Genomic DNA, 11686 nt, shown 5'->3' with positions numbered 1-11686 from the left:
TCATTCCGTTTTTCTCGCCGCTTCCGCCAGCTTGGCCACATAGGCAGGCAGGACCCAGGTGATGGAAAGAGGCGTAGGGTTGGCTGCCGTGCCGACCGGATCGCGACCCAGAGTCACGATGGCATCGTGTTTGACAGCCGGCATGCGGGCGAGGAGGGGATTGGCCGTCATTGCCTCGACAAGTTGTTTATTGCCGTAGGTGACGATGATATCGACGTCGTCAAACATGTCGATCTGCTCTGCACTGATTGAGCCAGCAAAGCTGCCATTGGACGATGCCTGAGCCACGCTTTTGGGCATGGAGAGACCCAGATCCTTGAAAAAGCGAACCCGTGTATCCTGTGATGTGTAGAAATTGACAATGCTGAGATCGGTAGCGTCGAGATGTGTCACGAACATCGCAGACTTGCCCTTCAACTCCGGATATTTTGCAACCTCTGCTGCGATCTTCTTCTCGATGTCCGAGATCAGTGTCTCGCCTTCTGTGGCCATTCCCAGACCGGCGCTATCGAAACGGATGGTCTCGCGCCAATCGGTAGACCACGGCGCCTGGGGATAGGCAACCACCGGCGCGATCTGGCTCAGTGTCGCGTAGTCGTTTCTGTTCAAGCCGGAATAGGCGGCGAGGATGACATCTGGCTGCGTTTCGGCCACCGCCTCGAAATCGATGCCGTCACCTTCATCGAACAAGCGCGGCGGATTGCCATTGAGCTCTTTAAGGCGCTCCGAAACCCATGGCAGCAGACCGTCACCGTCATCGTCACCGAAATTGGCCGCCGCCATGCCGACGGGGACAATCCCCAGCGCAAGCGGAACTTCGTGATTGGCCCAGGCAACCGTTGCGATGCGGATTGGTTTTTTCGCGATCGTCGTCGTGCCAAGCGCATGTTTGATGTCGAGCGGAAAGCCAGCCGCGTCATCTGCCGCGGTCTGTAGTGCGCTCATGCTGAGGAGCAGGGCTGCAAGCGGCGCGAGTTGATGAAGTTTGATCCGCATGGTCCTGTTCCTTTCTCATTAAGTTGACCGTCAGTCTCAGCTTAAAGTCGGAAGGTCAAGCAATTTGGGCCTCCAGTTGCGTCACCAGGCTTGATTTTCCGGGGGATTTTACAAAAGAGAGATATATACAATACTGGATTTAATTTATCCAGTTAAAGGGCGTTTGACCGGCGCCAGCCTTCCTTCGCATCCCATGTGCGGGTGGCGCGATGTCGGTCGGCTCCAGACGATGACCAGGTCATTGGCGGAGTATCGGAACGCCAATGACTGGATGAAAGCATGATCAGCGCCATTCCCTCCCACAGCAAGACACAACCCCTCCTGCGATATCGCACCGCAACCCTTCTTGGCTGCACGGCAGTCATCGCATTGCTGCCGGCATTCGCATTGGCGCAGGAGACGAACGGCGATGCGACAGTGCTGGAGACAATTACCATCCAGGGAAGTGGCCAGTCGGACAATGACTCCAAGTCAATTGTCGCGGAACGATCAAGTGCCGTCGGCAAGATGCCGGGCGAAATCTTCACCACGCCTGCGACTGTCTCGGTAGTGACCTCCAAGGAAATCGAACAGCGCAAGGCCGATAGCATCGAACAGGTGGTGCAATATACCGCTGGCGTAACCACCGATTACTACGGTTCGGACGAGCGCTACGACTACGTCAAGATTCGCGGCTTTACGCCCTTCACCTATCGCGATGGCCTGATGGTAGGTCGCACCTGGACCGGCGTGAAGGAAGAACCCTATGGCTTTGAGCGGGTGGAAGTGCTGAAGGGTGCCAATTCCACAGGCTTTGGCGTTTCGGATCCGGGTGGTGCAATCAACTATGTGACGAAGAAGCCGCGCAGCGAGCGCTTCGGCGAAATATACGGCACCACGGGCTCTTACGCACACAAGGAGGCGGGCTTCGATTTTGGTGACAACCTGACCGAAGACGATACGCTGTCCTATCGCCTGACGGGAAAATTCGAGCGTTCGGATGGCGAGTTCGACTTCTCGAACAATGATGAGAACTTCGTTCAAGGTGGCCTGACATGGCGGCCGACCGATGCGACCTCACTGACCTTCGTGTTCGACCATCTGGACCGTGATGGCACGCCAAGCAGCGGCGGTCACCCACTCTCCACAGACTTCAACCGCGACCGCTTCTTCGGCGAGCCGTCCTACAACTACGACACGACGAACCGGAACACCTACTCCGTCATGTTGGAGCACGATTTCGGCAATGGTCTGTCGTTTGGTTCCAACGCGCGCTACAGCAAGTCGAGAAACGGCTTTGGCTACACCTACATCTATGACACCTTGGGTGCAGGCGATTCCGCAGATACCATGGTCAAGCGCGACTACTTCGGCAGCGACGGTTCGGCTGAGCATTTCATTACAGACGCCCATTTCCTTTACGAAACCGAGTTTGAGCAGGTTGAAAGCCGCACCTTGGTCGGGGCCGATTACAGCAACTTCAATTCTCGAGGCGCCAACTATTATATTGCTGCACCACAGATTGATTTTGCAAATCCCGTTTTCGCAGGCGGGCCCGGTCCACTGTCGCCCTATAGCAGTTCGAAGAAGGATCAGGTCAATGGCGGGATCTACCTGCAGCAGGACTTGGTTTTCAACGACCGCCTTACCGCAAGCCTCGGGCTACGCAATGACTGGCTGGATCTCGAGGATAAGAACCTCAACAACGGCACAACCGCGAGTGGCTCCTACAGCGAACTCAGCAAGCGCCTCGGCCTGAGCTACAAGTTGACGGACGAACTCGCTGCCTATGTCAGCTACGCAGAATCGGTGGCACCGCCAACTTCTGGAAAAGAACCGACCTATGGCAAGCAATATGAGGCCGGCATCAAATATCGGCCGGATTCAATGCCAGCCCTCATTACGGCTTCCATTTATGATCTGACGCTGGAAAACATCACCACCTACGAGGCTCCTGTTTACCTGCCGAACACGGTGAAAGAGGTCCGCCACCGGGGCTTCGATCTCGAAGGAAAACTCGAGCTCACGTCCAACGTAAACTTGATCGGTGCCTACTCCTACATCGACTCGAAGATTGTGGACACTGGCGCAACCTATAACGGCAAGAGGTTTGCCCAGGTGCCGGAGCATATGGCATCTCTTTGGAGCACCTACACCTTGGAAGGAAGCGGCGAGCGCGGTGACATGACCTTTGGAGCTGGAGCGCGGTTCACCGGCGCCTACTACTTCGACAACGCCAACACGCGCAAATCGAAGGGAGCGGTGGTCTTCGACGCTTCGTTCTCTTACAATATTCGGGAGAACACCAGCTTCCAGCTGAACGTTAACAACGTCTTCGATGAGAAGCACATCGCGAACAACGACGGCGGTGCACTCTACTATAATCCCGGACGCACCATCTACGCGACGCTCCGTCAGACCTGGTAGGCAGTCACAGTCCCGGCGAAAACCACCGGGACTTTCTCACTCTGAAGGGTGTTTACGTCGCCACGCGGCCGGTGTTTCGCCAGTGAGACTGCGAAAGACCTTGGTCAGATGCGCCTGATCTGAGAAACCAAGCTGCGCGCTGATATCGGCGATGCTCACGCTGGTGTCGCTCAGCATGCGTCTGGCAAGATCGATACGCCGTGACAACTGCCACTGCAGCGGAGTCATCTCAGTGGTTTGCTTGAAGACGGTGGCGAACCAACTTTCGGACAGGCCGACGACGTCCGCCATTTCTCGCACGGTTAGACGTCGACCACCGCAATTCGCAAAGTAGGTTGAAAGCCGGTTCAGTTGAGCTTGAGTCAGGCGGCCGCTTGCAGCAGTCTTTTCCTCGTCAGCCGCATGGAGATCAAGGAGGCCGGTTACGATGCTGCCGACCAAATTTTCTGCAAATGCCGGGTGTCTGGCGCTCTCGTCCAGTTCATCGACAACCAGATTGGCGAGACTGATCAAAGGTCCGGCCTCTTTGAACTCAACCGGTCTTTTTGAGACGGCACGAGCAGCAGAAGACCCGACGATTGGAGCGATGTAACGCATCAGGCGATCCTGGTGCAGGTGCAAATCAAGGTGCGAAAAACGATGACGCCGCGTAAACTTCGTCCATAACGGCACGCCGGCAGGTACATAAACCGCGGACGCCAATCCCCGTTCGAAACGATCGAAGCGAGACGATTGATCGGAGACGCGGATATGGCTGCTGACTTCCTTGAAGAACAGCATGATGCGGGGGTCTGGCGAAAGGTAATATCCACTTGCGCCAGCGTGACCTTCAGCCTCCCAGTGCACACCGACGATGCCATCCAGTGAACGCCACCTTGGAGGTGAAACGGCATGGATGCCTTGGATTTCGGTTTGCATTGCGTGAAGATATGTCACCGCACACGCCTTTCAGCCTGTCGCCAAATTCTAAGAACTGGATAAGACGTCACTTCTGGACACAAAAATCCGGCCCGTCAACAAATTATGAGGAGAACTATCAACATATCTTGGGTGACAGAACGCAGGTTATGTCATCCCGGATACTCAGGGGTAGCATTCTAGATCCGGCGAGATGGCCGATGCGCTATCCCTTGCCATTATAGGCTCTCGTGGTCAGTCCGGCGACTTCGTTTGAGAGAGCCGCAGGCTGAGCCGGGCGCTCAAGCCGCGGCCTGAAGCGGTGTTGCTGAGAGTGATCAAGCCGCCGTGGAGGTCGGCGATACGACGCGCGATTGCAAGACCGAGACCTGAACCCGGCTTCGCGTTGCCACGGGCAATCTGGTAGAAGCGTTGGAAGACACGACTACGCTCTTCCTCGGGAATACCCGGCCCTTCATCCTCAACTGCGATAGTTCCTGTCGCCGCCTCCGCTATCGCGCGCACAGTGACGCAATCGCCGTCTGCACTATGGGCGATCGCGTTATCGACAAGGTTGGCGATGATTTCCTTGATAAGAAGTGGATTTCCCGTGACGTTGATGGGATCGTCGGGCGCCTCCAGCACGATATCGATATTGCGGTTGAGAGCTTCAGGTGCTTGCTCTGCCAGGACGTCGGCCGCAAGTCGGCTGAGGTCGACGCGCTGATCGAGATCGACCGTGTCGCTCTTGGAATCGACGCGCGCTAGCACGATCAATTGCTGAAGCATGCGTTGCAGGCGGGTGACGCCGTTCTGCGCTTCGCTCAGTGTTGCGAGAAGATTGTCCTGGCCCGCGGCCTGCCGTTGCAGAAGTTCCAGATGCAGCTTGATGCCCCCTAGTGGCGAGCGCAACTGATGGGAGGCATCGGCAGTAAAATCGCGCACGCCGGCAATCGTTTCATCCAGGCGCTCCATCAATGTATTGATCGCTGAAACAAGATCCACAGCCTCTTCCGGCACCCGCGCGGTATCGATGCGGGCAAAGGGAACAGCGCCGGGGGAAGCCCGCCCCAAAAGCTCCTGACTGATCTCGGTGAGCGGTAGAAGCCCGCGCAGAATGGCCATGTAAGAGAGAATGGCAGCAGCACTGAGGAGGACGGCCTCGAAAAGGACGAGGACCACCAGCATCCGTGCTTCCATATTGAGACGGCTGTTAAGGGTCTCTGCCATTCTGAAGGTAAGGGGCTGCCCAAAGCCCTCAATGATGCGGCGCGTTATCGCAACGCGCACCTGGTTGTTATCCAGATCGGCCGGCACATGCACAATTCGGTCGAGTGGTGCGGTTCCCGTGTCCAGTGCGCAAAGATCCCGATCGCCGCGCTGAAAGCCGCCGCCATCTGAAATACAATAGGCAAATGTATCATTCGCATCGTCGCGCAAGATTTCGATAGCGCCCTGTACCAGCGTGTTGTCGAGATGCGCCGGACCCTGCGCGGTTGCGCGGTCGATGATGGAGACGAGTGCTGCATCGAGCAGCCGATCCTGTGTCAGGCTGACAACGCTGTGGATTAAAAAGGCGCCACCGATGCCAAAGACAATCGCCAGCACCGCAACCGGCAGCACCATGTTTTGCAGAAGGCGCCGACGAATGGACGGCGTCGCGCTCGCATTCATTCACTCAACCTCAAGAATATAGCCGACCCCGCGAATTGTACGGATGTTGGGGCCGTGTGGCTCAAGCTTCTTGCGCAAGCGGCCGAGATGCAGCTCCACAGCGTTAGGCGTGAGTGCATCGTCGAAGTTCGAAATCGCCGAGGCAAGACGCTCCTTCTGCACCACCTGCCCAGCGCGGCTGAGAAGAAGGACGAGGACTGAATATTCTCGTGGACGCAGGAAGAGCGTGCGTCCCGCGAGCGTTACCGTGTTGGAATTGCGATCGATAGAAAGCGCTCCGCAGCTGAGGATCGGGCTCGGCTGATTTTGGCCGCGTCGGACGAGCGAGCGAACACGTGCCTCGAATTCCTCAAGCGCGAAAGGTTTGGTAAGATAGTCGTCTGCTCCAACGTCAAGCCCGGCGACCCGGTCGGGAATAGCGTCGCGCGCCGTCAGGATCATCACGGGCGTTGACGAACCAGCTTGCCGCAGTGCCTTCAGCACCGTGAGCCCGTCCATTCCCGGCAAACCGAGGTCAAGTACGACGAGCGCATAATCTTCCTCAAGGGCCGCAGCGAGCCCGTCTCGGCCATTGCTGACACGATCGACCGCGTAGCCGGCGCCCACGAGCGCCGAAACGATCCCGCGCGCCAATGACGGGTCATCCTCCACAATGAGGACCCGCATGCCTTCCTCCCTGGTCATAATCTGCTTCGGCCTAGATCAAGCATGGAGGACGGGTGTGGGACAAGACAATTTCTTGCCGCCCGGGCGCCGTGACAGGATGGTGACAGGAATTCCGATGTAAGCGGTTAGACATCAGTATGGTCAAGCTTCAGGTTGGAGCCCCGCCGTCGCCAAGCGACGTGGACTATTACGACTGATGCACGGCCGTTCGCATGAAGACCGGAGGACCCCAGACGGGGTGAGTCTCATGCAAAGGGAGAAAAATATGACAGCAATTACACGCTCATCCCGCGTCGGCACCGTATTGCGCGTAACTAGCGGCAATTTCCTCGAGATGTTCGACTTTTTCCTCGTCGGCATCTATGCCAGCAATATTGCCAAGACCTTTTTTCCGTCGAACAATGAAGTTGCATCACTGATGCTGACCTTCATGACCTTCGGTGCAGGTTTCCTGATGCGACCGCTCGGTGCGATCTTTCTCGGGGCCTATATCGACAAGATCGGCCGTCGCCAGGGCCTTATCGTCACGCTGTGCATCATGGCGCTCGGTACCGTGCTCATCGCCTTCGTGCCCAGTGTCCAGACAATAGGTCTCTTCGCACCGCTTCTCGTTCTCGTTGGCCGCCTGCTACAGGGCTTCTCGGCGGGCGTGGAACTCGGTGGAGTCTCAGTCTATCTTTCGGAGATGGCAACGCCCGGCAAAAAAGGCTTCTACGTATCCTGGCAGTCTGGCAGCCAGCAGGTTGCCATCATGGTCGCGGCCCTGCTGGGCTACGCGTTGAATTCTCTGATGCCGCAGAGCACAATGTCGGAATGGGGTTGGCGGATACCCTTCTTCATTGGCTGCGGCATCGTTCCGTTCCTGTTCTATGTTCGGCGATCGCTTGAAGAGACGCAGGAGTTTGCGGCCCGTCAACATCGCCCCACAATGACGCAGGTATACCAAACGCTGGCGGCCAACTGGGGGATTGTCCTGCTCGGTATGCTGATGGTCGTTATGACGACGGTGTCCTTCTATGCCATCACCGTTTACACGCCGACTTTCGGTAAGACCGTCCTGAAGCTCTCGGAAACCGACAGTCTTCTCGTAACGTTCTGCGTGGCCTTGTCGAATTTTTTCTGGCTGCCGGTCATGGGCTCCGTTTCTGATCGGATCGGTCGAAAGCCTGTCCTCGTGGTCTTTTCGGCGCTCGCGCTGGTGACAGCTTATCCGGTGATCGCCTGGCTCGTAGCCGCACCGAGCTTCGAACGCATGCTGATCGCCGAACTCTGGCTCAGCTTCCTTTATGCCAGCTACAACGGCGCCATGGTGGTTGCGCTAACGGAGATCGTGCCGCCGATCGTGCGGACAGCGGGCTTCTCGCTGGCCTATTCGCTGGCAACCGCGATCTTCGGGGGCTTTACGCCAGCCATCGCCACCTACCTCATTGAGGAGACTGGCGACAAGGCGGCACCGGGTTATTGGCTTGCCTTTGCAGGCGGCTGCGGTCTGGTGGCGACACTTCTCGTCTATCGTAAGGTGACGGACGGCGCACGACCCAGCGCCATGACCGCCAAAGCGTGACGGGCGAAATCGCAAGAGGCCATGTCCGCGCTTTGTTTTCATCAGTCCATTTCGCTGAAATTAAGTTTCAGCAGGGGGTTCTAGATAGAAACGCTTGAGAGCCGTCGTCTTCGCATTTCAGATCAGCGCGGCTGCAAACGCAACCGCGGGGATCATTCCTAAACGTCCGTTATATGGTGTTCACCTGGTGCAGCAAGGGAACCCTATTTGCATGCCAGACTTTACCGGTGCACCATTAAGGGAGTTACCAAATGGCATTCATCGAAGCAAAAGATGGGACTAAACTGCACGTCAAGGATATGGGCCAAGGTCGCCCGGTAATCCTCATCCACGGTTGGCCGCTAACCGGTGATATGTTCGAGTACCAGACCGTTGCCCTTTTGGAATCGGGCTTTCGTGTCATCACCTATGATCGTCGTGGTTTTGGCCAGTCGGGACATCCCGCGAGCGGCTACACATACGACACCTTCGCCGACGACCTCGCCGCCGTCATCGATGGCCTTGAACTCCAAAACGTCAGCCTTGTAGGCTTTTCCATGGGTGGCGGCGAAATAGCCCGTTATCTCTCTCGCCATGGCGCGTCGAAAGTGTCGAAAGCCGTCCTCGTTGCGTCCGTTGCCGGCTATCTTCTAAAGGACGAGAGCAACCCTGACGGTGTCGATGCCAGCGTGTTTGAAGGCATGAAAAAAGACATTCGCAAAGACAGGTTCGACTTCCTGCAAAGCTTTGCCAAGACCTTTTATGGTGTCGGCCTGGTGACCCGCCCAGTCAGCCAGGGAGTCCTGGACTGGTCTTTCGTTCTCGGAGTGATGGCAAGCCCGAAGGCCACGATCGATTGCGTTGACGCCTTTGCCAAGACCGACTTCCGTCCCGATTTTGCAGCGTTTACAATCCCCACGCTGGTGATCCACGGTACGGGTGACAAGACAGTTCCTATCGATCCAACAGGTCGGGCCGCTGCGAATGGTATCGCCGGAGCAAAACTCATCGAGTATGACGGAGAACCCCACGGCCTGTTTGCGACAGTACCTGACCGCTTGAACCAAGACCTGATCGAGTTTCTTGCCTGATTTCGCAGGGTGGGCGGATGGTATGATCTGCCCACCTCATCTATCGTCCGACCTCATTCCTACAGATACACGAAAACTTTGATACCCTCATGCGAGGTTTGACGACACGCGTTGAGCCGCATGTTTGTCGGCCGTTAAAATTCGCCCTAGATTGATTTCGTATGGTGGGAAATTAACTTCGTCGTTCTCTGGAACATCGCCCAATCGCTTTCGTTCTCCCACGCCTATTATAAGGCTCTAAAGGGAGAGAACGAGATGGCGACAGCCGAAAAATCGAGCAAGGAAAATAAGTCTTCGAGAACCGCCGCTAAAAAGACCGCGCGCGCCTCTGGGACCAAAAGTGCTGCTGCGAGCTCAGACGCGCGCAAGAAGCGTGCACAGGCTGTGGCAAGCAAGTCTGCCGCCAAGAAAGCGACGAGCGTCTCCGCGAAGGACGACAAAAGTCTTTCTGACCTTTTCGAGCACGCGCTCGGCGACATTTATTACGCTGAGAAAAAGATCTACAAGTCTTTGCCAAAGATGATTAAGGCAGCGGATCACCCTGAGCTGGTGCAAGCACTGACGTCTCATCGCGAAGAAACTGCCGGTCAGATTGAGAAGCTTGAGGCAATTTTTGAGCTCCTGGGCAAGCGCGCTAAGGCTGAAAAGTGCGACGCTATCGACGGAATTCTGGAAGAGAGTGAAAGCCTCTTGGAGGATTTTGGCTCGAGTGTTGCCGCAGACGCAGCAATCATCTTCAGCTGTCAGGCGATCGAGCACTACGAGATTACCCGTTATGGTTCGATGCGCGCCTTCGCAGACGCGCTTGGCATGGATGAGGCCAAGCAGCACATCGATGACATTCTCGCTCAGGAAAAAGCCGCTGACGCGAGCCTCACGGAACTTGCCGAAGACTCGGTGAATGCCGCCGCAAGCGACTACGACGAAGAGTAATCTCGTCACTCCAACAACGAAGGCTGGTCCGCATTCAGTGCGACCAGCCTTCTTCGTCATCTTCCAACACATGAGCAAGAAGGCCCAGTATTAATCGGTCTTTCGCCTTCTCTTCGCCACCGGTTCCGCCAGACGGCGCCATTGAAATGGTTGCAGCCCTTCGAATGGAGGAGGGGCATCTGTGCGCCAACAGCGATATCAACAATTTATCAAACGATGACAGAAATTTAAAGTAATTTTCTGCAAAGTTACGTGAAGGTTGCTTCTGATTTTTCTCCCCCGTGGGAGACGTGCATGCGGATCAACGGTCCGGCCAGGTCCATGCTGGGGGCTCGACGTTCCCAACGATCGTTTCGCCGTTTTCCTTCTCCAGTGCCAGCATCTGCGCCCCATGGTGGGAGAGCGCATCAACCAGGGACCTGGCATGGCTCACGACGATGACCTGACTGCGCTTGCTGGCCGATGCAATCATGCGTGCAAGTGGTTCCAACAAGCTCGGATGCAGGCTGCCTTCTGGCTCGTTCAATACCATCAGTTCTGGAGGGCGCGGCGTGTGAAGGGCTGTTGCCAGTGCGATATAACGCAAGGTTCCGTCCGAAAGTTCTGAGGCATCGAGAGGGCGGAGAAGCCCCCGTTGACGCATAGACAGACGAAACAGACCGTCGGCAGCACCGATTTCGACGGACGACCCGGCGAAGGCATCCTCGATCGCTTCGTCGAACGCCGGTCCATTGCCGATCTCCCGCACGGTCTGAATGGCGGGCGCCAGGTCCGCACCATCGGACGCGAGCGCGACCGTGCGCGTTCCGATCCGAGGACTGCGCGCCGGAGCGTCTCGATCAATCCGGAAGTGGTCGTAAAAGCGCCAAGCCCGCATGCGTTCGCGAAGAAGAAGGAGTTCGACCGCATCGGTCGGGTCAGCGGCGCGCATCATCATGCTCTCAAAAGGCGCAAGGTCAGTGACGACCGGCCGCAGGAGACCATTTCTGTCCTGCACCAGAACAGAGGCATTGCTTCTCCGGGCAATGGCATTGTGCCTCGACAGCCTCTCGCCGACCCAGACAGCTTCCGCCTTAACGACCGGATCGTGCCCGAACAGCGACACTTCCTCCCGGCTGGCGCCAGGACCGGGGATAGGAAGACCCAGATCGATTGCATAGCCGTAGTCCTCGGACGCAAAGCCAAGACGAAGTGAAACGGGACCGGCGCCGATGTTGCCTTGCATAGGTGACCGCCCTGATCGCATTGCAACCGAGTAGCCTGATCCTCCTGCCCACATGGTCGATCGCAGACCACCCTCCGCGGCGAGGGAAGCAATTGCTTGACCCTGCGCAACGTCCGCAAGCAGACGTAGTGAACGATATAGGCTCGACTTTCCGCTTCCGTTTGCGCCCGTTACCACATTCAATCGTTCGAGCGGAAGGACAAGACTGCGAAGTGAACGATAGCCGGATACAGCAAGGGTAATAAGTGCCATGGA

The 11686-nt window shown here is 56.8% G+C and carries 9 protein-coding genes and 1 pseudogene; 4 read left to right on the top strand and 6 right to left on the bottom strand.

What is annotated here, in order from left to right:
• Nucleotides 1-996, bottom strand: coding sequence for an iron-siderophore ABC transporter substrate-binding protein (locus tag AC07U5_RS14055; RefSeq protein WP_494723367.1), 996 nt, complete (start codon nucleotides 994-996; stop codon nucleotides 1-3).
• Between the two features lie 279 nt (nucleotides 997-1275).
• Here AC07U5_RS14055 and AC07U5_RS14050 point away from each other — a divergent pair, with 279 nt between their 5' ends.
• The gene (locus AC07U5_RS14050; RefSeq protein ID WP_494723366.1) at nucleotides 1276-3402 is read left to right on the top strand and encodes a TonB-dependent siderophore receptor; all 2127 of its coding nucleotides are present in this window, start codon (nucleotides 1276-1278) and stop codon (nucleotides 3400-3402) included.
• A gap of 36 nt (nucleotides 3403-3438) precedes the next feature.
• Here AC07U5_RS14050 and AC07U5_RS14045 read toward each other — a convergent pair whose 3' ends face one another.
• From AC07U5_RS14045 to AC07U5_RS14035, 3 genes are all read right to left on the bottom strand, one after another.
• A complete protein-coding gene (locus AC07U5_RS14045) occupies nucleotides 3439-4338 on the bottom strand; it encodes a helix-turn-helix transcriptional regulator (protein WP_494723365.1) in 900 nt (299 codons plus the stop codon).
• A gap of 216 nt (nucleotides 4339-4554) precedes the next feature.
• Nucleotides 4555-5973: a sensor histidine kinase gene (locus AC07U5_RS14040; protein WP_494723364.1), complete on the bottom strand. Its 1419-nt coding sequence runs from the start codon at nucleotides 5971-5973 to the stop codon at nucleotides 4555-4557.
• Nucleotides 5974-6639: a response regulator gene (locus tag AC07U5_RS14035; protein ID WP_494723363.1), complete on the bottom strand. Its 666-nt coding sequence runs from the start codon at nucleotides 6637-6639 to the stop codon at nucleotides 5974-5976.
• A gap of 265 nt (nucleotides 6640-6904) precedes the next feature.
• Here AC07U5_RS14035 and AC07U5_RS14030 point away from each other — a divergent pair, with 265 nt between their 5' ends.
• From AC07U5_RS14030 to AC07U5_RS14020, 3 genes are all read left to right on the top strand, one after another.
• Complete coding sequence (locus tag AC07U5_RS14030) at nucleotides 6905-8203, top strand: MFS transporter (protein ID WP_494723362.1); 1299 nt, start codon at nucleotides 6905-6907, stop codon at nucleotides 8201-8203.
• A 251-nt stretch (nucleotides 8204-8454) separates the two neighbouring features.
• The gene (locus AC07U5_RS14025) at nucleotides 8455-9273 is read left to right on the top strand and encodes an alpha/beta fold hydrolase (RefSeq protein WP_494723361.1); all 819 of its coding nucleotides are present in this window, start codon (nucleotides 8455-8457) and stop codon (nucleotides 9271-9273) included.
• Nucleotides 9274-9528: 255 nt separating this feature from the next.
• Entirely contained in the window at nucleotides 9529-10206 is a 678-nt protein-coding gene (locus tag AC07U5_RS14020; RefSeq protein ID WP_082447398.1) for a YciE/YciF ferroxidase family protein, read from the top strand.
• Nucleotides 10207-10507: 301 nt separating this feature from the next.
• Here AC07U5_RS14020 and AC07U5_RS14015 read toward each other — a convergent pair whose 3' ends face one another.
• The gene (locus AC07U5_RS14015; protein WP_494724241.1) at nucleotides 10508-11431 is read right to left on the bottom strand and encodes an AAA family ATPase; all 924 of its coding nucleotides are present in this window, start codon (nucleotides 11429-11431) and stop codon (nucleotides 10508-10510) included.
• 84 nt (nucleotides 11432-11515) lie between these two features.
• Nucleotides 11516-11683: pseudogene (locus tag AC07U5_RS14010) on the bottom strand (AAA family ATPase); the annotation flags it as partial.
• Nucleotides 11684-11686 lie beyond the last annotated feature (3 nt).

The organism is Agrobacterium sp. GW821-FHT02D03 (genome assembly GCF_059421725.1).
The sequence above is the reverse complement of the archived record's forward strand: the minus strand, read 5'-3'. Positions and strand labels throughout refer to the sequence as shown.

Excerpts from the sequence above, each read along its gene's own strand:
- AC07U5_RS14035 (WP_494723363.1), bottom strand. The coding sequence starts at position 6,639 with ATGCGGGTCCTCATTGTGGAGGATGACCCGTCATTGGCGCGCGGGATC.
- AC07U5_RS14020 (WP_082447398.1), top strand. The coding sequence starts at position 9,529 with ATGGCGACAGCCGAAAAATCGAGCAAGGAAAATAAGTCTTCGAGAACC.
- AC07U5_RS14040 (WP_494723364.1), bottom strand. The coding sequence starts at position 5,973 with ATGAATGCGAGCGCGACGCCGTCCATTCGTCGGCGCCTTCTGCAAAAC.
- AC07U5_RS14030 (WP_494723362.1), top strand. The coding sequence starts at position 6,905 with ATGACAGCAATTACACGCTCATCCCGCGTCGGCACCGTATTGCGCGTA.
- AC07U5_RS14055 (WP_494723367.1), bottom strand. The coding sequence starts at position 996 with ATGCGGATCAAACTTCATCAACTCGCGCCGCTTGCAGCCCTGCTCCTC.
- AC07U5_RS14050 (WP_494723366.1), top strand. The coding sequence starts at position 1,276 with ATGATCAGCGCCATTCCCTCCCACAGCAAGACACAACCCCTCCTGCGA.
- AC07U5_RS14025 (WP_494723361.1), top strand. The coding sequence starts at position 8,455 with ATGGCATTCATCGAAGCAAAAGATGGGACTAAACTGCACGTCAAGGAT.
- AC07U5_RS14015 (WP_494724241.1), bottom strand. The coding sequence starts at position 11,431 with ATGCAAGGCAACATCGGCGCCGGTCCCGTTTCACTTCGTCTTGGCTTT.